Raw genomic sequence first — 21103 nt, forward strand, 5'->3', positions numbered from 1 at the left:
TCCGCCCCGCCCACCGACCAACAGGATTGGGACGCCGTCCTCCCCACGAAAGCTTGCCAGGCCCTTCGGGAAGTCACGAAAGTCCTCTAATCAGCCTGAGCCGGTGAGGCATAAGCTGCCCCCTTGTTCGTAGTACCATCAAATCAGATATAAATTTCTCGAACCTTTTGAGGCCTTCCGTGACTTAGGCCGTAGATGCTAACGAATCCTCCTCGCCCTCCCACAAGAATCCAGGATTTTTCATTCTTCTGGAAATGGGCAATCCCTTTAGTAAAGTCGAGTAAGGGCTCTTCAAGACCCGTAAGCTCCTCGTCCTCGTATTCGTACGATGCTAACTGATATCCGTAACTCACGACATGAACAAACCCATTGAGTGCGACGGCGTTTTCTGCCGTATTTTCGATAAGGTCAACCCACCGATGTCGCAGTTCAAAGGTTGAGAAATCGTATTCTTTAATGCCAAACCCACCCGTAATCCAGAGACTCTTATCGGCGACCCACATGCGCTTCGGATTGGGATCTGTCTTCATGCGGCGGGACTCAAGGCCGGTTTCACGGGAGAATTCGACCACATGTCCGGCACGCGTTGCGAGAATAGCATCTCCTGTTTCTGCGTAAGCGGAGGCCCAAACCGGCACCCCGTCGACCGACCATTGCCGCATCACCGCGCCAGTCGATAGGTCCAACGCGAGAGCCCCCGAATCCGTCGCGACAAGCACGTTCTGGGATTGTTGGTCCACCGATATGGTATGCCCAAGCGATGCCAATGATCGGGTCCAGACTAATCCTCCTGATGAGGTGGCTCGAAACACGTATTGCTGGCGACTGAGCCCAATGTAGTCCCCGTTTTTAAGTGGTACTACGCGCCGAATGAACCCCATTGTCGTGCGATGGTGCCAAAGAATGTCTGCGTCGATGGTGTCTAACAGCCCTTCGTGCAAATGTAGTGCTGCCACACCGGAATCCGTGGCACAGTAAAAGATAGAGGGATCGCTCGTCGGCTGAATGTCCCAGACACAGCGCCGATCAAAGGCATGAACCTTTTTGGCACGGCCAGCGGACAGGGACACCTCCGTAATCTCGCCATCTTGGGTCAATACGTAGGTTTGCTCAGGATCTACATAGGCGCAGTCGATAAGTTGGTGTGAGAACCCCCCAATGAGATTTGTGAGTTCAGCCCCTTCGTTGGTGTTAGTGAAGATGTACAGTCGTCCATCGAATCCGCCACTTAACACCAAGGAACGATTGGAATCTAGTTCTAGAAACTCGACATCGTCATTTGTGAATGGATGTTTAGCGACAACTTCTCCAGAGCGTGTGACGCGCACCAAACCATTTTGCACAAAGGCAGCCGCATCATCTCCCGCGTCTTGGGTAACCCAGAAGGCATCGTATTCCGGGTCGTAGCGCACTCGGTGTAAATTCGAATCATCAATGGAGACCGTTATGGGGAATTGGCCACTAGTCAGATTGCCCATGTGTAACCGCCCATGTTTATCGGACATCACTTGCAGCCCAGGGGCGTCAGTGCAAATCCATTCGATAAATCCATCGGCCAAACCTGGTTGCATGGTACGCAGGCGGAATGGGTCGCAGTCAAATACGGCCAGTTGCCCGTATCCGCTATTAACATAGAGTCGACCTTCAAACGCCGCTATACCCCGGGCAGGTGTCGGAGACGGCTCTTCACCCTCCATAAGATAGTCTGGATCAGCGAGACTCGTTGCGGGATACACATCAATGGGTGCGAGCGTTTCAAGACCCCAACGAGCAATCGTTCCGACACGATTGCGGGTGAAGATATAGGGTGCGGCTACCGTCAAAGCATTAATGGGCCATTGTTCGCGTAGCTGTGGGGAAGAACGGACGACCCGTAGATTTGGATAGAGGAGATGCAAGACACCGGCAGTGTCGACGGCTAGCAAAAGATTGAGTTCTGAGACGTATAGAATGCGCGTTGCGCGATTAGCGAGATTCATGAATTCCACCTCCAAAATGTAATGGCAATCTAGTCATGGTTGACAGCAGGACTGGTTCCCTTGGAATGCGCCTTGCGGGTTACACGGAGTGTTGCGAGCGCTACGATCGTCATGAACACTGCGACGATGACAAACATGCCCTTTATTGTGAATGCATGAGAGAGGGCAGCAAGCACTAGGGGACACAGAAGAGCAGGAAGCCCTTGAATTAAGCGGGCAATTCCATTGACACGCCCGAGGACCTCAGGGGCAATTTGGTGATAGACCGCCATTTCAATTGCGGTCGTGATCCCAGTAACCCCAAGAGGCAGTAGGAACAGAATGACGGGGACAATCCACCAATGCGGCACGAGTAGCCCAAACAACACGCCCGCTGACAACACGCTCCCGAATGGTAAGATCCAGCGGATACCCCGCTGCCCCCAGCGTGGCACCAGAATAGACGCGACCAACGCGCCGGCTCCATCCGCCATCACGATCCAACTAACCACCGCTGCAGAAATGCGAAAGTCTTGGCGAAGGTAATACATCAAGACCGTGGTCAGTCCCGACGAAACGACTAAGTTTTGTGCGGCCTCCGTTAATACTGATTCGAGCAGTAACGGTAGTCCCTTAAGGGCCTGCCATCCTTGAATCAAATCTTCTAAGAGCGAACGGCTTGGTGTATTGGATACCGGACTTGGGTAGGAAACACCCGTAATCATGACCAATAGCGGCAAAACAAATGAGGCCACGTTGACCCAAAGGAGTGGTACATAGCCTATTCGTGGCAATAAAAGACCTGCCACAAACGGTCCGATAAGCGTCGTCGTCACGTAAAGAATTCCTAAAGCGGCCCGCGCTTGGGGCGCACGGCCCGGGAAAACTTGCGGCAAGGAGGCCATCCAACTACCACGGTAGATACCCCCCGCGACTTCGAGAATACCACCCAAAGCGTACAGGGCTCCGACGGGCAAGGAGTGTTCCATGGCTAAGACGGCCATTAGGCTACCCGTAACGATCTGAACCCCTAATGCGGGGACGATCAAACGTCCGGGCCCCCACCGATCAACGGAGATTCCGGTGACCGGTGCAAAAATGAGCGGAAGCATCGCCAACATGGTCATAACGCTCATGGCGGCGAGTTCGTGCGTTACGTGATAGACAAAAAGCGGTAACACAACGGCATACAAAGCATCCCCGATGTTGTTGCCTGTGTTGCCGGTCGCAAACCATATGAAACGCCGAGACCGCCAAATGGATTCCACGAACCCCGCTCCTTTGTCTAAATCTGCTTTAGGACGGACAGGACGATCGCTATTCGGCGATCGTCCTCCCGTTCTGCTTTTTATTAGCGGTTGGCAACCGAAAAACGCCGCACAGGCTTTTGCATGTTTGTCACCCCCCTTGGACTCCGTAGGAAGAGCCTAAATTCAGAATAGAGCTTCCTAGCCGTTTTCCAACCCCCCACGCGTGTACCCCTGACCCCGTTTGCGGTCACCCAGAATATAAAAACGGAGACGGCTTCCCACCTTTCTGCCACATAGAAGCGTCGCCCGCCCGATAGTGGCGCGACCGCCGAGTAGATTATCGCGGCTAGGATAACGTGGCCCAGGCTGTATGCCCGTCAATTTCAGCCCGAGCGCGAACCTTGGAGACGGGGGTTGCCTCAAACATTTCATAAAAATATCCGCGGTCATCGACCTGGGCCCAATAAGGCCCTTCACTCCGGCCACATTGATCCTCGACCCAAATGTTAACGCCGCTTGTGGCACCGATTGATCGATGGGGGATACGGCCGGCAATTCGTAGCATATAGTCTCCCTGATCTGTCTCCACAAAGTCAGCAGCCAAAGCAAGTGGACTATCGTTAATTGGCTCTCCCATTCGATACATTCCTCCGTGCTTAACCAGCGGATGTGCTTGGGCGGCTGGATCCGTCCGGGCGGCGAGTACGCGTGAGAGAAAAAGGCGATAGCCGGGCAAGCGAATAATGCGCTCCACGCGGCACTCGAAGGTCGCTAATCCCCCTCGGATGACTGGCGGCACAATTTTCTGGCTGGGAATGGTTTCAAAAATCGACGCCGAGAGTTTGGTCATATCGGACTTACTAAAATGTCCGGCAACGTCGGCGAGAACACTCTGTTTATCTGTAAGGAACGTAGCACCAAATTCCAACTGCTGAGCAATCAAATCGCCTGAGACATTCCCATCTTGGATGCATACCATGACATAAGGTGGTCGACGCGCGACCATGTAAGTCCATTCGGCCGCCATCACATTGTAATCGTTGGATGCCCCGCTGGTGATGAGAGCAACCGTGGTGGTCATGTATTGAGGTAGCTCCTTAAGTTGTGCTTCCGACCAGGTAAAAGCGCCGTTTTCTTCCCACGTCACATGATCTCCTCCTCGGGCGTATGTCCGAAACGTTGAACCTTGGTGTTAAGATAGGCACGATTGTGCGGGGTAATCGAAGCCCAAAGGGGGCGAACACTGCGAATGGAAATGCCTTCGGCCTCCAAAGATTCTGGTTTCAGGGGATTGTTCGTCAGTAAAATAATCGGTCGATCACAAAGAAACCGCAAAACAACTGCGGCGTCGCGATAGGACCGGGCGTCGGCTGGTTGACCTAAGGCCAAGTTGGCGTCGAGGGTATCGAGGCCGAATTCCTGTTGTAGCGCATAGGCCATGGCTTTGCGGTATAAGCCAATCCCCCTCCCTTCCTGGTCGCCCAGGTAGAGGAGAACACCGGTGCCATGTTGGACAATTTGCTGCATGGCCCGATTCAGTTGGTCCCCACAATCACACCGTTCACTATGAAACACATCGCCCGTGACACAGACGCTGTGCATGCGGACTAGGGGAAGGGCGCTTTTTCGCTGGAGATCGCCGATGACGAATGCGGAGCCACCCGGAGGCATATTCAGGGGATTTTCTAAGTCTTCCAGGGATGACTGCCAGACGTACCACTGTGCCTGAGTCGTGCCCTTCGGCGTGGCGAGAGGGAGCCTGACCGGTCCAAATATCGATAGGGGTGGAATCCCTTCGGCACGCGCGAGCAGTTTCGTCCGTTGCTTCAAATACTCCGGGATGTTCTGATGGATGTTGATCATCAGGAAACCTCCTCAGTGGCCCACTCCGCGAAGCGCTGTCCTGATGGGGCCAGGGAACGGACGGATAGGACGGCGGTATCGGTCACCACTAAGCTGCCGTCATACGATGTCGCTAAAACGCGAGTTTGGACGTGGGATAAGCTACTTAAGCCATTGGTGGCAATACGCCGTGACGCGATCTGGCCACTATCCAGATTGACGTGCAGTAAATATCCCCAATAATCGCCCACCAACGCTTCGTGTTCGTTGATCAATAGAACCGATTTGGGTGAACGCCTCCCTAAATCCACAGCCGTCATGAGTCGGCTGGTTTGATATTCGTAGAGTCGCAAGATGAAGTCGCGTCCGACGGTGACGAGCCAGCGCCCATCCGAGGACACGTCCAGATCGTTGACGATCGCCGTGTGCCCGCCGAAATGCCGGGCACGGCGTCCTGACCAATCCCACGCAAGCACCTCCCCTGCGGCTGAGCAACTCACCCCCTCATGGCGGTCCGCTAATAGCCGGAGTGCTTTGATGGCCCCGTCATGGAGGGCATATGCTCCGATAACGGCATGCGTATCCGGAGACCAGCGCACGAGCGTGCCGCTATAGGTACCAATCCATGCCTCTTCACCATGGGGCGTAAAGCGAATCGTGTTAATCGGGCCGAGGCCAAGGCTGTAGGATGCTTCAAAGCGAAGCCCCGTCAGGGATACGCCTAATTGGTGCAGAACGTGGTTATGAGCTCCAGCGAGAATGCGCGCGTGGTGAGGATCGTAGGCCACGGCGTTCATCAGAACACGTCCACTGGGCGGTTCCATCGTGAGCCAGCTAGCGGGGTCCGTGTCAATGTGTCCCGCGCGAACCCGCCCATCGTCACTTACGAGGGCAATTGTGCCATCTTCGGCCGCGGCGGCTTCGTTCCAACAGATGTGATCCGGCCCGGCAGGCTGTGCGCCGAGTTCCGCCATCTGCGCGCCACTTTGGGCATCCCATTGAATGACGGTACCATCGAACGTACCAGCAACCACTCCGGAGCCATCGGAAGTCCAATTCAGCGATCGTTCCCAACACGCCGAATGCGGATCAAGGACAACCTGGGGAGCATGGCTATCCATGTTCCAAACGATCACGCGTTGGTCATAACCCGCCGACAGAAGGCGCCCGTCCGAATTGACGGCGACGCGTTTGATCCCAGACTGATGGGCCGACCAGGATGCCAACGACGCGCCCGTATTGAGACTAAATATCCGAATATAACCATCATCACACCCTAACACAATGCGGTTGCGAGGGACATCCAGCGCGCAGGTATCCGTCTCCGCTTCAAAGGGTCCCCATTGCGTGAGAAGTGTGCCGGTATTGCGATCCCAAACGCGCAACGTCCGATCATCACCGGTCGAGTAGATGTGTTGGTTATCAGCCGCGACCGCTAATACGTCACGTTGGTGCCCTAAGAGGATCCGTTCGATACGACCAGACGGCCAGTTCCACATCAACAGGCGCCGATCTCGCGAGGCCGACACGGCCCATTCTGAGTCAATAAAGACGAAGTCTTCCACATCATCGCTATGCCCCCGCAAGGTCTGGACCAATCGACGCTCGGGGATATTCCAAATCTTGATCGTGTAATCCGACGAACAAGACCCAGCCCATGTCCCGGTCGGGTCCGTGACCACGCGGTTGACCAAGTGATCGTGATATCCCAGCAATTCGATCGCGTTGGGAGAAAACAGCCCAACGGCCCCATCATATCCCGCCGTCACAATGAGAGAACTATGGGGGACTGGCATCGCGGTTGTGACGGGTCCGCGATGAATGCGGACGCTCTTAAGCAAACGTTCCATGGTGCATCCTCCTCCAATCTTTCAGTCGGTCATGTCCTCAGCAATCCGAAACCCAATGGCGTAGAGCGGATGATCCAGGTAACCATGACGACGTTTGCACCGCCCCAGATCCCGAAAGCGGGTAAAGCTCCCCCCGCGGGTTATGGGATAAGGTCCCGATGCCGCGAGGTCGTCATCGATCCAACGCCCCCCTGGATACGGGCCATAGTACGTGTCGACGAGCTCCTCCACATTGCCGGCCAAATCCAGATGCCCAAAGGGTCCTGCGCCCTTGGGAAACATGCCGACGGGCGTGGTCATCCAGCAATGGGATTCCACCGTATTGGCGCAGTCGTCCGTCCACGTGCTCCCCCACGGGTACTCCCGATTATCGCCCCCGGAGGCCGCCCATTCCCACTCGGCTTCGGTCGGCAGTCGGAAGGGTCGCCCAGTCTTCTGAGACAACCAGGACACATATTGTTGAGCGGCATGGAGAGGAACCGAATACACCGGATGATTGGCGCGTTCGGGGGGCATTTGTCCAAAGGCCCAACTGGTCGGCAGTGCAGCCTCGGGGCAATCTTGGAGAAAGGCTACGTACTCCAGATTAGTGACCGGATATCGGCCCAACCGAAACGGGGGGATGGACACCGTCCATGTCGGGACCTCTTTTTCAATCCATGGGCGTGCCAAATTTAAGTCGTTGAACCGTGCCAATACGCGATCGACCTCGGAGGCCTCGGTGCCCATACGTAAAAGTCCGCCGGGCACCGGTAACATCTTGGGATTGAGCGGTTGTATTCGTGGATCCCCAGCTAAGGCTAGGACTGTTCCCGCCAGATATCGCAGGGGCGGGGGATATCCCTCGTGGATAAGATGCGACAAAGCGTCGCCCGGCTCGCCTAACAACCCACGGCTATCCGCTAGTGGCAGGTTGTCGTTCAATTGCCCGGACACGTAGGCTGGGGGCAAGCCCATAGCCGTACGTGGGGATACAGAGTTAATCGCATGCGGTTCGGGTAGTCGTATTGGATGACGCGGCATGTTCTCTTCCTCCTGGGTACCGCTTACGCGATGGGTGGGCCTGACCCCGTATCGGGTGCCCCCGTGGTGCTGCTACTTGCCACGGTCACGGCAGACGGTGCCGCCAAATGCCCAAGGGGTCTATGAGTTAAACCAAACGTCAACACCGTCAGCAGTGCGAGGGTCAGCACCACGAGTCGTCCCACGCGATGAATATATTGCATAGCCATTTTCGACTTCCTCCTTGAGAACCTTTGTGTCAATTGCCGCTATTGCTTGACAGTTATAAAATTAAGAGGAAGGGGCCGCTGCCGCAAGAGGGCAACCGTATAGTGTGCCAGCGAGGTCAGACCAGCAGAAATACAAAAAATGCATTTCCGCATATCTCGCCGAAAGAAGGGGGTGTCCCAAGTGGAGGAGGAAGTGACACTAGGCGAGGCGATTCGCACGGCGCGGACAGCTCGCCATAGGAAAATGATTGCCGTGCACCGTTTTGTCTCGGCATCCACCATTAACGCAATTGAACACGATCGTATGTGCCCATCGGTTTCGATCCTGGACGCGATTAGTCAAGGCCTGGAATTGCCCACGGGGGTGTGGGACGAACTCTATTTGGACCGAGCCACGGAGCCTCGCCAGGCATTAGAGGTGGGGAATCGCTTGCTGGCACGGCCGGATCCGCCGTATCGCTGTGTCCGACGGAACTGGCTCAGGTTGCTACGCCAGTCGTCTCGATACCCGCAAGTATCGGCTGAACTGCTGTTCGCCTTGGCCATGATGGACTGGCGACACGGTCATGACCGACGCGCCATCTTTCTCGGCCGTCTCCTCTCCCAACGCGCGCACGAACACCATTGGACTGAAATCGAAATTGAGGCGCGCGCCACCGTGGGCCGCTGGTTATTGCTCCGGAATCAATCCCAGGAGGCATTACCGATGCTGGAAGCAGTGATCACCCTACCCGCTGTTGGGCCGTCTTGGGAACGCTCGGCATATAATGTCGGAGTCGCCCTGTGGAACTTAGGCCGGTACGAGGAAGCCGCTCACCATTGGCAAACCTGGCAGTCAAAAATTTCCCAAGTGGATTTGCGCGCCCACCTTAGTATGGGATTAGGCAACGTGGCATTGGCCCGAGGGCAATATTCGGAAGCTATGGGGTATTTTGAGTCCGCCTACACATTTTATGGAGGCTGCGTCGACCAGACGGACCACGTCATCGCCGCTCTCAACAATTGCCTCTATACCGCCGCGATGATGGAAGACTGGGAAGCAGCCGCGCGATGGCTCCAAGAAGCTCCGCAATGGTACGGAGTGGGTGAGGCTTACCAATGGGGGGAATTGGCCGGCACCCAGGCAGAAATAGCCTGGAAACAAGGGCGCGTGGAGGACAGCCGTCAATATCTTCACCGGGCCTATGATTTGCTGGGCGATCATTGGTGCCGTGGATGGTTTACCTCTCGGATTTTGCATGCCGAGATGGCCCTATCTGTCGACGACGCAGACACTGCGGTTCAACGCTTCGACGAAGTACTGAATGCGCTTTCTGGGCTAGAGGACGATACCCTCCGGGTCGCCCTGGTTATTAAAGCGATCGACATTGCTTCCCGTGCGAAGCCGCGGTCTGTGAAAAAGTTAAATGCCAGCATCCGTCGATTCCGCGCTTTAAATACGAGCTACTTATACTAACAAGTTCAATACGAAGACACTTAAACGACGTAGATGTCAATGTTCGGATAGTGCCGAATTGCTTGTGGAAATTGTTTGATAGGTCTTTTGCCGTATGCATCTTGAGACCTCCGCATTGGTCGTCCACAGGGAGTGCATCTGCTCCGGCACTGTCCCTATAGTTCCGTATTTTCAATTGATTAGATATGACGAAGGGCCGGAGGGCTCGTACATTAGTTTTCTCCCCCATCAACCGATTTGCAGCGGACATTGTGCATTGAGAAATAACGTTCCATCAACACGAAACGTCCTATCGTTGTTCAAGATAGAAAGCAATTGATCCATCATAAATCCCGGATACCCGTAAAGAGTAGAGTTGGCACCGTGAATTAATCCAATAGAAAGGGGCAAATGCGCCATGAGTAACGGAGGATTTACCCTTCGCCAAGGTCTTAGTTTGAGGTGGCATTTGAAAAAAGGCACGTGTAACTGTTATCCGGACTTATCAGCGCTAACGCTTCACCTCTCCGTTGGGCCATTAAATCCTATTCCCAGTCAACACAACCAAAAGTCGGTGATTCAGATTCATCTAGGGTACCAATCCAATCAATGCTGTTGGGGTTTCTGTAGCAATGGAACGAAAATGGCAATAAGAGAAAACTTCTTCTGCATTTGAATGCGGGGTTTGTGAATGGAACGAAAAGTGCAATAGAGATGGATGGTTGGAGACGGAGAGATTTCGTGATGCGTCAACGAGCCTTCCCGTGATATTGGCACAACATGGGTAAGTTTGACTAAAACCCCGAGATGTCAATTAGAGCCCCTGCGCCCAGTAACCATGAAGCTGATATCCCACTAAATAAATAAGGAGACCCGCCAACAAAACGCGAATTTGCCCCGGTCTAGTTTGTGTAGCATTGGAACCAAAAACAGGAATAAGAATGCTGAGTTGACCACTGACAGGTGATTGTGTGAGAGGCGGGGCAGACGGCTGACCGTCGACGCCGAGTTTTCGTTCCGTTACTACACAGACCCCTTTAAGAGACGTCCATGCCCCGGATTCGGGGCACCCCCATGAATGAAAAATGGAAGCCGGTGGGTCACGGTCTCTGACGGTATGTTGGGGAGGGAAAGCCGCTCACCACTAGATGTTGGCAGTGCCATTTATTTTTCACAGGAGGTGAATTTCCATATGCGTGTATCTAAATTGAGGCTGCCATGGACGCCTTCTTCTGAAACAAAATATACGATCGCACCGTTCTTTGAAATGCTCGTAATCCGAAGGATGCCAAGTTGCTGTGGACACACATAATCGACCCATTCGACGCCGTTAACATACGGTGTCCGATCTTCGTTATATACTTCAATCAACGGGATTTGACGGCTATTACCCGTTCCGGCGAACGAGATAACATACCGCGGCCCGCTAAGGGAGGTTTTCGGATCGTTCCAGTTGCCATCCCGCCAAATGCTTTGTGCGCCATTAAACATGTCGTTACCGACCACCTCCTTAGCACTCACGGGATGAATCGGTTCCGAAAACGTGCGTGGACTCACCGAATGCGTGGGCTGAGTAGCCGGGATACTCGCCGATGGCGTGGATGATCGACGGAGCGCCGCCGGGCTACTAGCGTTCGAAGGCTGACCGACTGATCGTAGTGTAGACCCTGTCCCGCATCCCACGAGCAGACAGCTCGTGGCCGCAACCACAGTTGCGGATAAGGCCAGTGGAATTTTGACCAAGACAGATCACCCCTTTGCATTTCAAAAGAACCACCCTATCGATGTAACGTTCGTGGCTGTCTAGAGGTTACCTCTATGGTTTGGAATCAGGAAACGGCTGCTCATTCCGTGAAAATCCTTTGTAAACCTAAACCGAGCTCTTCCCACTGACGGAGAAGAGCTCGACATGAGGCACTATTAACTTTGCCCCCACTTGTCGCTAGCTAAATTAAACGATCCAGATGCCCCGCTTGACGACGTCCACTTGACGATGGTCCCCTGGACATTCGTGATAGTAATCGCGCCGGTTTGCCCCGGCGCCAGAAATTCACCACTCCACGGCGCATTGTTTTGGTCTAGTACTTGCACGTCAATCATGCCCTGTTCAGGATTGGACCGCTTATAGCCGCCAAGGACTAGAACCTCGTTCATCGTGTTTGGGTACCACCCGGCGGTCCATGCGGAGGACTGCGTCATCGGTATAGGCCCGATCGGTATGCCGGGTTCAGCGATCTGATGCGGAACGGGCGGTGAAAAGTGCGTCACCCCGCCGTGATCCCTGGCCTTGCTTTTATTCTGTGCGGCTTGCGCCAGTTCCTTGGCAATGCGCTGTTGTTTTTGGCTTTGGAAATTTTGCACCGTACTTGCTTGCGCGGCATTATGACTGGTTATCGCACTTGCTCCAAGAAGTACAATTCCGCCGGCAATTAGGCTCGTGTAGAGATATCGCATGGGTTTCATCCTTTCTGTCTAAGTTTCATCTTCCTAAATGTTCGTTGCCCACGAATATACATCGCTGCCTCCGGTTGCATTGTTTAAGTCTGCCCATCCACTTTGCCAACTTAACGTACCACCGGCTCCGTTTTCGGATGTGATACCATTGAAGAAGAGCGATGAGTAATCGTTATATAGTCCCTGCCAATCGGTCGCTTCGCCACTGTAGTAAATTTCCGGCAGTACGATATCGTCCAGATAACCGTATGCACAATCATAAACCTGCTGTTGTGTCCATACAGAAGGATCTTCGACATAGGCTTCGCTTCCATAATCAATAGTAGTTTGGGACCCACTCACGTTGTTATATGCTTGGCACCAATCCGTGGAGTCGGTTCCCGTAGCTACCCAGCCATTAGAAAACGACCCAGCCCACGATTCGATGTCATTGGCTCCGTAAACGGCGATGTACTGGTAGGACTGATTTGCTACCGCATCGACCAGATTGGCCCAGTCGGTTCCCGCAGTGGCCCATAGGCTCGAACCGTTACTCCATGCGTAATCGGAATTGTTTGTGCCAATGGCCTCGGTCAGTGTCGTAGAGTGGTCGCTCTGCCACCCGGAGGCGAAATCTTCCGCCACAGTTTGAACCCATGACTGTGTCTCCTCCGTACCATCAGTTAACAACACTTGCCACCCCGAACTCGTCGACTCTTGCCGTCCAAAATCGAGAATTGCGACAACGCTAGCATTAGGCTCGCCGCTTGCACCTTCGTTATAAGCAAAAGTATGGCCGTTCGATTGAACGTTGAGCCACGCCGATGTGACGTAAAAGGAATTTCCCGCCGTGGAGGGAGCGCTATATGCGTTTGCAATGTTGGGTGTCATTAAGCTAAAGGATGCTAACAACACTCCAGCCATTGCGACTCTAACGATGGCGGTTTTTATCGTGGAGTTAAGCTGTTTTGCGAGTAAGTGCATCATAAATTCCCCCTTCCAGTCACAGAGAGAATATTCTCTCATATAGGCTATTTCTGGACGAGGGCTTCAGATCCTTTTTTACAACTACACTATTTTTCGGAATCCTATGATTAGATTTAGAACCTGGCCCCGATCGGTTGGAGGCGCCCTCGTTTCGCTATCACGTCGATTATCCTGGCTGTCGACAGCGATCGGTGGTGGCTCGCTTAACTGCGGAAGTCCTGACAGAGGCTGCCCTTCATCGGGTAGCCTCTGTCACGTGATCGCATCCGATTGAAAGGTACGCAAAATTTTCCTGCGTATCCGCTGCAACGTCGGTGCCGTTCCTTCCGTTTTACCTGATGAATGCGCAGTAAAGGACCCGGTCAGCGATCGGCGGCGCGGACTGGGGGGACACCATCGCCCGGTTTGTGCTTTCGCATACGCACGATCGACAGTTGGCGCAGGACATTGCCCAAGAAATCTTTTGGCGGCTATATCAGTGGCACGAACGCCATCCTCGCCAGGTTGTTCATGGCGGTTGGCTCTTTACGACAGCGCGGCACCTCATCATTGATGCGCGTCGCAAGAACCGCGACTCACCCAATAATCTGCGTGTTGAGGAGGTGAAATCCAGCGATCCTCTGATGGAACAGCAAGTGGTGCAACGCCTCGCGGTGGAAGATGCGCTGAGGCATTTGGCGCCCGCGGATCAGGAGTGCTTGTGGCTGTTTTATTATCAATCCTTATCGGTCGCGGAAATCGCCGCGAGGGTCGGGCTATCCGAGACTGTCCGCACGCGATTGCATCGCGCCCGTCACCGATTTGCACACGTATGGAAGGAGAATCACGATGACCCGGTGGAATAAGAAGAAGGTCTCCGACCCGCCAGATGACGCCTTACGGGAATGGTTCGGGCGTCTCGAGTGGCCGGCCATTGACGCCGATTTTCAGTTTGACCACCAGCGGTGGCACCAAGAGTTTTCTCGCCGCCAGCATCAGCGGACGGGGAGGGCCTACCCATGGCCGTGGGTGGCCGCAGGAATCCTGGTCTTGGCGATGGGGATCGGGGTCGGAACGTCCACATGGCAGTCGGCTCAGCGCCGATCCGGCGCCGTGACCACGGTGACGCCCGGCCCGCAATTTTTGGCGGCCAAAGCCAGCCCTGTGATTGTGGCGGCCATGAAGGCGCTGGGATCTCAGTCTGGGGTGCCCCTCCAAGCCCCACAAGCGATTCCGTATGCGAAGCAACCGATGACCATCCTATCGGCCACCGCCCACGTGTTCGGGGGCAGCGCCTTACCGACGTATCAAGTGGAGCTCTGGAAAACCAATCAGGCCTGACCGATCAATAATCCGCACATCACTAGCCCCACATCCCGCCGCCTCGCTGCGTATGCGGGCACGAATTATGCCCGCGAAGGCACTCAGGGTCTTCGCGAAGGACTCACAATCGAATCAGGGTACTCGGTCGCTCCCGGTCCGACAACCCTCGTGTCGATTGCCCCTGGGATCATCGGGAAAGAGTCCAGCAGTCACACTTCAGCTGCTTCGCTCGCGGCGACCAGTCTGCGCTGGATAGCAGGCCCCTGGCAGGTGGTCGTCAATGCCCCGTCGGCTACGCTTGCACGCCAACAGGCGCGACAACTGACCCATGATCTCACGTCCCTGTCATTACCCCAACCGGCTACGAGCGGCTATCTCGTCGTGAACAGTACAGCCAGTGTCACGGCTCAAGGGAGCCTGCGAATCGCCACGGAGGTGATCATCACCTGGAATCGCGAAACGACCGTCTATCAAGTCACGACCTACTCGGATGTGCAGCAGCGTCTGGAAACAGCGTTGTCGATTGCCCACTCGATGCGTTCCTATAAGCCGTAGTCGTACGAGAGGAACAACAACGTTTGGCGTAGAAACCGTTCAAAAACTCTCTCGTTATTCAATTCAAGGAGGACGATACCGTGAACATTCGACATTCACTCATTCTATCGGGCATCATCATGGGATCCCTGACGTTAGCCGGTTGCGGAGTCACCGGCCACCTGACAGCCACTCCAACTGGTCACGGAAACTATACGGTGTCCGGCACCGTGCACACGAGCGGCGTAACATCATCGCCCTCATCTTCCAGCACACCCCCCAGCTCGACCACCGCGCCTTCTTCTCACGCAGCGGCATCGACTCGCCCTTCCACGACCACCGCATCCCCCGCGCCGGCGCAAATCGCTAAGCTGACCGTGACGGCGCAACCGAATCCCATCACGCCTCAACAACCCACCACGATTTCGGACACGGTCTATTTGACGAACGGTCAAGGCGCTCCGCATGCCAAAATGACCATCCTGGGGTTGCCCCATGACCCTACAGGGGAAACGATCTACACCAACGTCTCAGGGCAGTATCAAATCACCGCCCAATGGTCGCAACCGGGGACTTATCTTGTTTCGGTGGGCAATGGGATGGTCGGTTGGCAAACCCACGTGGTGGTGCATGCGTCCTCTTCATCGCAAACAGCAACGAGTCCCCCGCCCTTCGCCGGGCAACAGGTTCAGCGTTATACCGGGCAACAAACTCCTCAAGCCCTGCCGAATGGGTTTGTCGCGAGTTCTGCCCCGTCACCTCACACGTTTTCGAGCCAGACCTATCACCGGGTGGAAGGCTTCACGGGCATATTGGACAGCCATCCCTTTGTGTTGGATTTCTACCAAGACTCCCCCGTTGGTCTCTTTGTGGGTGTAAGCTACAATGGCCATCCAGTTTATTTTGGCCCGGGGCCCGCCCCCGTGTTTGATGTGTTGAATTTTACCGGGACTGACGTGGTTCTCGGTACGCCGTCCGCGGGAGCATACATGGCGTTGAATTTGGTCACCGGACACCCGATCGTGAGCACTCGGGCAGTCGTCGCCCTCAAAGGGTATTCCGGACTCACGGCCCCGTCCCACATTCTGGGGCTACCGACCGCCACCTATCCCGTCGACATTCCATACGGCGCGGGTCATTAACGGGCGTCCATTGGCGGTGCCATCACACCGTGCGGCGCGTCACCCGCAGGGGCAAGATTCCCATGAGAACAACCGGGGGTGCAAGCGGATTGGAGGACCATTGATGATCGGGCGAGTCACGGGGACTCGTTCCGTCGACCGGCGCGCTTGCGCTACGATTGGGTGCCGGTCTTTCGCGCCAACCGATACAAGGTGGCCCGGCTGACCTGCGTCATCGCACAAATGTCATTGACGGTGAGGTGATTAGTGTCTCTGGCATCGAAGAGGTCCAACGCATGCGCCAGGCCCTTATGAAGCATGGTGTAGGTCCGGGGACGCCCCTTGTAGACGCCCCGGGCTTTGGCTGCGGCAATGCCTTCGATTTGACGCTCCTTGATGAGGTCCGCCTCAAATTCGGCAATGCCGGCCAACACCGTGATCAGGAGCTTGCCGATCGCGGTCGACGTATCGACCACATCGCCTCCCATATTGAGGACGACGAGGGCCACCCCCCGCTCGGTCAACGTGGCCATGGTATTGAGGGCATCTTGCGTACTCCGGGCAAAGCGGTCGAGTTTGGTGACCGCCACGGTGTCCCCGGTCGTGACCTCATCGAGGAGCGCCGTAAATTGGGCGCGATGTTTCAGCGAGCGCCCGGACAGCTTTTCTTGAAAAATTTTCTGGCAGCCATACGCCGTCAATTGCGCGACCTGCGTCTCGAGACTTTGGGTGGTCGAACTGACCCGGGCATAGCCATAGATCATGGGGGTTTCGCTCCCTTTTCCGGTATAATTAATGAGACAAGCATACGATACGCTGGAAACGGCGACAACCCGTGCCTGGCAACAAGTCTCAGTTGGGTGTACCCATATGAGACAGTAAGCTCCGCACTGGGGTATGGCAACGATTCGCTAATTTTCCGCCATAAGCCACATTCTGGTAATTACGCTTTTACTAGAATGTCAGGCGATGACTCATAAAAGTGGATGTCTTATCCTAAATTAGCTGACGAGCGATGCAGGCAGCGAGGAGCGCCGTTAGCGGACCGTTTCCATGCACTTCGGGAATTTTTGCCAGAGCGACAAGAACACGAGAGACGGTATTTCGAGGATCTCCTTGATCAATTAAATGCTGATCAACTATTAAGCTCTGCCACCGGTCTACGAGTTCTTGGCCGATTTGCTGGGCAACAGCTATAATGGAACGACTATGAAAACCCGCTTCCGATAACGTCATTATGGCCTCCAACGATCTGGAGGTCCAGCAAATCCCCACACCCGCTAGCAGAATGGGCGATTCAAATTCCAACAAGGTCATCGTAGGCTCGACGAGTTCATGAACGGGTAGCTGCGATTGTTTCATCTAGATCCTCCCCTGTTTTGACATCCATTCCTCCGATGGCATGCATTCGGCCAAAAATCGCGAACTTGTAGTTGTGTGAGCTTGTCGCAATACTGTCGGTCAAAAGTCGCGAACGGATAGCTGGCAGGATGCGTTCCGCAGCTAAGCGCGTCCCGTCGATTAGTTTACTAGCCGGTCCTAGGGACAATGCGCTATGGATACCTGCAAAAAAGATATTCGGTGCCGTTACCGATTCGAGAGTTGTGTCGTGAAGAACGGGATACCCGCCCGCGGTTGCAATATCGGGCATTATTCGAGGCAACGGGGACGGTTTCAGTCCGGTCGCATTGTACACGTGGGAACAAAGATACACTCGGCTGTCTGAGCAAATGACCTTCTGAAGATCTCTCGCTTGAGCCACATTAACCACGGGTTTATTCACAACCGTCACCAAGTTGTGAGCTTTGAATGCCTTGAACAATCGATAATGCTCAGGCATACAGCTGCCCAAGAAAGCTTCTTGTAACACTTTACGACGCAATGACAACGGTTGCCGTAGGTAGTCTGCAATGCCTTCATCGCGGAAAAACCTATGAGGCACGTCTGTACATGAATACCGTTCGTCTTCACGAACGAACCACAGAACTCTGTAGCCCGCGCGGACTTCATTGAGGATGACGTGCCCTGCGGTGTTCCCCGCCCCGACGACGCCCACAAGATTCCCGTGGTTACCAGAGGACGTGTTGGGAGAAAGCGGATCAATAAGGGTGCCAGTCCATGAAGTCATGGAGCTGATTTGCCCCATAGCAAAAACAACACTCTCGGCGCGCACAACCCGATTCTGATCGTCACACAACATCCAGTATTGACCGTCCCGATGGACATCGGTTACCCGAAACTGAAAGGCTGACCGAGCTAAATGATGAGCCGAGATAATATGGTACATATGGTCTACGAACAGCCTTGCGGACGGTAGAGAGCGCTCAGATAACCGGGCAAGATCTAGTTGGCGTCGCTCGGAAGCGGCTAGCTCACTCCAATGTAGTCGGCCGAAAGCCGCCAAGGTAATATCTCCGTCTGGTGCGAGATGATGATGATAGGGGCTTCGCATGACATGTTGTCCCACAGCAATTAGCCGACTTACAAACGACTCGGCAAACGTCGTTCTTTCATCAAGAAGAACAAAGCTGTCGCCCAATCCCATGTGCCAAAGGCGGGCCGCCAATGATATTCCGGTCGGACCCGCCCCAACGATCGCGACACGTGTGTCTACCACGCTTGGCGCATGTCGAAGAGGAATGTATTTTTGTTCGGGTAATTTAATAGCTTCTGTAAAAACATCCAAGCCCAGTTCGATGGGCCACACACTATCACAACGTTTGTTGTATCTTATCATTGCTGTGTTGCTCCTTCGCGGATGATATTTTCACTTAGTGCAGAGCGCCCAAACCACACGAGGGCTAGAAGTGCCACACCACATAACGCAACTATTCCTAGTAGAATACGCCCATTCCACCATGCAAAAAGCACCCCAGGGACCATAGACCCAATCGCGCGGACCATTTGGTTAGAAAACGTTATCCCCGCCCGCATGGCGACAAGCTTATCTTCGGGCGTAACCATATTTCGAATCGCACCATTCATCACAAAAATGGCTGCCATTCCACCGTCTAACACCACATATCCGACGGTCAATCCGTAGTATGTGCCCGACGTTAATAGCACCACTGATCCAAGCACGGAGACTCCTAAAGCTATACCTAAAGTCTTGACGGGATGGAACCGTCGGCTATTTTGTATGCGATCAAGGATTACGACGGCCACGAAGTTACCAATGCCGGAGAGTGTAAACACCAATCCGGCGGAACTATCAGGAAGATGTAGGTGACGCGCGACAATTAAAACGAGATCAAAGACGACAGCGATTGAAACGAAGTTTGCGACCCAGTCGACGACTGACAACGTCAAGAGGGGAGGCGTAATGAGCACGCGTAACCCATCAAACACGTGGTTGAGTCTCGCTGGCGTTTGCACACTCGCAGTAGCATCATGACGACCGAGGATCGCCAGACCAAGACTGGATCCAACAAACAACAATGTTAACGCCCCAAAAATTCCCATGCCGCCCCATACACTGAAAATCACGCCAGCCAAGACTGGTCCGATGACAGTTCCTATGGCATCTGCACCCTCCAAATAGTTAGACACGCGAATCATGCTGTCGCGCCCAAAAATGCTTCGCACTTGTGGAGTTAACGTAATTCGCGTCACCGTGCTAAACATGCCAATGAGGATTAAAGCAATGACTAACCCAGGCACGACAAAGCGTCGCAAAACGCCTGTCACCATCAGAATGACGAAAGCAAAAAAGATACCACCCTGAATCAACTCTGCTTGGGCAGGCATTTGGGCCAGTCGCTTTGTCCGAACCCATCGACCGAGTGGTAGCGCCGTAACCGCCGTGACCAACGGAATAATGGCCATGATGGTCGTGGAAGCCGTACCATGATTGGTGGCTAGCAACAACCACGGGATGCCTAATTCGATGAAACGCCCCCCTACGATCGATAGCACTTGGCTGGAGAATAATGCCACTAATGGCCTCTTCAAATGGTTTGACCTCCAAAACGGCAAGACCCGCAACTAGCGCGGGTCTTGCCGTTGACTTCTTATCGCCTACCCAACTTTCGAAATTCTATATACGTCCGGTATGGCGATCTTCTTTGTGGGCACCGCGATCTCCAGTTTAGGCAATCCGACACCCAAAAGCTGACCTTCCGCCATTAGCTCAGCATCAGCCTCGTCGATGATACGGTTATGGCCCATGACAATCCGTGGAACGCGCGTTTCGATTGTGTAGAACTTTAAGATGGGTTCTCCCGGGCGGATTTCACCGCCATAAAAACCCACCGTGTTAGTTTCGGGAACGTAACGGGCATGCTCGAAGTTTCGGGAGGTCAACAGTTGGGGCTTGTTCCCCGCCATAGGAACGGTAATATCCGACCCCAACGTTACTTGCCAGCCATACCATGTCTTATCAGTTAAGTTCGTTTCGGCTTTCATAATCGTCCACGTTCCGGCTGATGGTAACTCCGTTCGCATTACGATGGTGATATCGTTTACATCGATGCCTCCAGTAATCATGACCATCCGGTTTTGTTCGTCAATAGCAGCCACCATGTGCAAGTCATGTGCTCTCATTAAACTCCACCTCCAAGGTAAATTCTACCATCCCGACATTAAGTCATGCAATATTCGCTCAATGTAGGAGCCAGCTTAGGATAATACGCGTCATTACGAAAACCTAGAATAAGGGTGTGAATGGCCCCATTTTGCTCGGCCATTTATAAATGCCACAAAGCCCACCATGAGGTGTCATATTTACGTATACGTCAACTAGACACGAGAAGCATGGAGGAAAAATCACGAACTGTGGCCATACTCTAGCAGAAGTTTCCGGGTTAGCGATTGCGCAAGGTCGAAAATCAAATGACACCCCTAAAAGGCCTTCTGAATCTATGCGAAAACCCTTGACCATGGTTTTTTGAGGATGGACATATAGCGGCGGATGCAGCAGAAGATTGCGGCGCCGTGTACGCTGCGGACGGTGACGGAAATTTTTTCTTGGATTTTTACCATACGCAAGACTCTAGCACGAAAAGACTTTTGAAAAACGTCTTAAAGTACCAGACATAAAAAATCTACCTATGTTAAAATTTTACTATAATCCGCCAGAATCAATACATGTGCAGTTCTATTATATTGCGCTCGCGGGATGGTTCAGATTGTACCATAGTCAAGCGCTCTCCTGTTAGGCG

The 21103-nt window shown here is 53.9% G+C and carries 20 protein-coding genes; 5 read left to right on the top strand and 15 right to left on the bottom strand.

Annotated elements, in window-relative coordinates:
- Positions 1-143 precede the first annotated feature (143 nt).
- The 7 genes from CO251_RS02760 to CO251_RS02790 all read right to left on the bottom strand — a co-directional run bounded on the left by CO251_RS02760 (position 144) and on the right by CO251_RS02790 (position 8132).
- Complete coding sequence (locus CO251_RS02760; protein WP_103374287.1) at positions 144-1979, bottom strand: hypothetical protein; 1836 nt, start codon at positions 1977-1979, stop codon at positions 144-146.
- Between the two features lie 29 nt (positions 1980-2008).
- Positions 2009-3226: an MFS transporter gene (locus CO251_RS02765; protein ID WP_242968262.1), complete on the bottom strand. Its 1218-nt coding sequence runs from the start codon at positions 3224-3226 to the stop codon at positions 2009-2011.
- Between the two features lie 328 nt (positions 3227-3554).
- Complete coding sequence (locus tag CO251_RS02770; RefSeq protein ID WP_103374288.1) at positions 3555-4355, bottom strand: flavin reductase family protein; 801 nt, start codon at positions 4353-4355, stop codon at positions 3555-3557.
- Complete coding sequence (locus CO251_RS02775; RefSeq protein WP_103374289.1) at positions 4352-5071, bottom strand: GTP cyclohydrolase II; 720 nt, start codon at positions 5069-5071, stop codon at positions 4352-4354. Before CO251_RS02775 ends, CO251_RS02770 begins: the two co-directional genes overlap by 4 nt.
- Entirely contained in the window at positions 5071-6900 is a 1830-nt protein-coding gene (locus CO251_RS02780) for a WD40 repeat domain-containing protein (protein WP_103374290.1), read from the bottom strand. Before CO251_RS02780 ends, CO251_RS02775 begins: the two co-directional genes overlap by 1 nt.
- Before the next feature lie 21 nt (positions 6901-6921).
- Complete coding sequence (locus tag CO251_RS02785; protein WP_103374291.1) at positions 6922-7923, bottom strand: SUMF1/EgtB/PvdO family nonheme iron enzyme; 1002 nt, start codon at positions 7921-7923, stop codon at positions 6922-6924.
- 23 nt (positions 7924-7946) lie between these two features.
- Entirely contained in the window at positions 7947-8132 is a 186-nt protein-coding gene (locus tag CO251_RS02790) for a hypothetical protein (RefSeq protein WP_103374292.1), read from the bottom strand.
- Between the two features lie 181 nt (positions 8133-8313).
- Between CO251_RS02790 and CO251_RS02795 the strand changes: the two genes are divergently transcribed.
- Positions 8314-9588: a tetratricopeptide repeat protein gene (locus CO251_RS02795; RefSeq protein ID WP_103374293.1), complete on the top strand. Its 1275-nt coding sequence runs from the start codon at positions 8314-8316 to the stop codon at positions 9586-9588.
- Between the two features lie 1143 nt (positions 9589-10731).
- Here the strand turns inward: CO251_RS02795 and CO251_RS02800 are convergent.
- The 3 genes from CO251_RS02800 to CO251_RS02810 form a co-directional block, all read right to left on the bottom strand.
- On the bottom strand, positions 10732-11058 hold the full coding sequence (locus CO251_RS02800) for a hypothetical protein (RefSeq protein ID WP_103374294.1): 327 nt from the start codon (positions 11056-11058) through the stop codon (positions 10732-10734).
- Between the two features lie 429 nt (positions 11059-11487).
- Positions 11488-12021, bottom strand: a complete 534-nt coding sequence (locus tag CO251_RS02805; RefSeq protein ID WP_031942671.1) for a hypothetical protein — start codon at positions 12019-12021, stop codon at positions 11488-11490.
- Between the two features lie 33 nt (positions 12022-12054).
- Positions 12055-12987, bottom strand: a complete 933-nt coding sequence (locus CO251_RS02810) for a hypothetical protein (RefSeq protein WP_146038963.1) — start codon at positions 12985-12987, stop codon at positions 12055-12057.
- Between the two features lie 395 nt (positions 12988-13382).
- Here CO251_RS02810 and CO251_RS02815 point away from each other — a divergent pair, with 395 nt between their 5' ends.
- The 4 genes from CO251_RS02815 (at position 13383) to CO251_RS17695 (ending at position 15965) form a co-directional block, all read left to right on the top strand.
- Positions 13383-13832, top strand: coding sequence for an RNA polymerase sigma factor (locus CO251_RS02815; protein WP_255398086.1), 450 nt, complete (start codon positions 13383-13385; stop codon positions 13830-13832).
- Positions 13816-14307, top strand: coding sequence for a hypothetical protein (locus CO251_RS02820; protein WP_031942674.1), 492 nt, complete (start codon positions 13816-13818; stop codon positions 14305-14307). Before CO251_RS02815 ends, CO251_RS02820 begins: the two co-directional genes overlap by 17 nt.
- 150 nt (positions 14308-14457) lie before the next feature.
- Positions 14458-14844: a hypothetical protein gene (locus CO251_RS02825; RefSeq protein WP_146038964.1), complete on the top strand. Its 387-nt coding sequence runs from the start codon at positions 14458-14460 to the stop codon at positions 14842-14844.
- An 80-nt stretch (positions 14845-14924) separates the two neighbouring features.
- The gene (locus CO251_RS17695; RefSeq protein WP_031942675.1) at positions 14925-15965 is read left to right on the top strand and encodes a hypothetical protein; all 1041 of its coding nucleotides are present in this window, start codon (positions 14925-14927) and stop codon (positions 15963-15965) included.
- Positions 15966-16117: 152 nt separating this feature from the next.
- Here CO251_RS17695 and CO251_RS02835 read toward each other — a convergent pair whose 3' ends face one another.
- The 5 genes from CO251_RS02835 to CO251_RS02855 form a co-directional block, all read right to left on the bottom strand.
- Positions 16118-16708: a recombinase family protein gene (locus tag CO251_RS02835; RefSeq protein WP_031942676.1), complete on the bottom strand. Its 591-nt coding sequence runs from the start codon at positions 16706-16708 to the stop codon at positions 16118-16120.
- Positions 16709-16940: 232 nt separating this feature from the next.
- Positions 16941-17306 carry a hypothetical protein gene (locus CO251_RS02840; protein ID WP_103374298.1) on the bottom strand — a complete coding sequence of 122 codons (366 nt, stop codon included), beginning with the start codon at positions 17304-17306 and terminating at the stop codon, positions 16941-16943.
- On the bottom strand, positions 17278-18681 hold the full coding sequence (locus CO251_RS02845; protein WP_103374299.1) for an FAD/NAD(P)-binding protein: 1404 nt from the start codon (positions 18679-18681) through the stop codon (positions 17278-17280). The genes CO251_RS02840 and CO251_RS02845 overlap by 29 nt, the downstream gene beginning before the upstream one ends.
- Positions 18678-19895 (bottom strand): MFS transporter, encoded by a 1218-nt coding sequence (locus CO251_RS02850; protein WP_146038965.1) that lies wholly within the window; start codon positions 19893-19895, stop codon positions 18678-18680. The genes CO251_RS02845 and CO251_RS02850 overlap by 4 nt, the downstream gene beginning before the upstream one ends.
- 66 nt (positions 19896-19961) lie before the next feature.
- Positions 19962-20486 carry a DUF6423 family protein gene (locus CO251_RS02855; protein ID WP_103374301.1) on the bottom strand — a complete coding sequence of 175 codons (525 nt, stop codon included), beginning with the start codon at positions 20484-20486 and terminating at the stop codon, positions 19962-19964.
- Positions 20487-21103 lie beyond the last annotated feature (617 nt).

The organism is Sulfobacillus sp. hq2, assembly GCF_002903155.1.
Taxonomy (GTDB): domain Bacteria; phylum Bacillota; class Sulfobacillia; order Sulfobacillales; family Sulfobacillaceae; genus Sulfobacillus; species Sulfobacillus thermotolerans.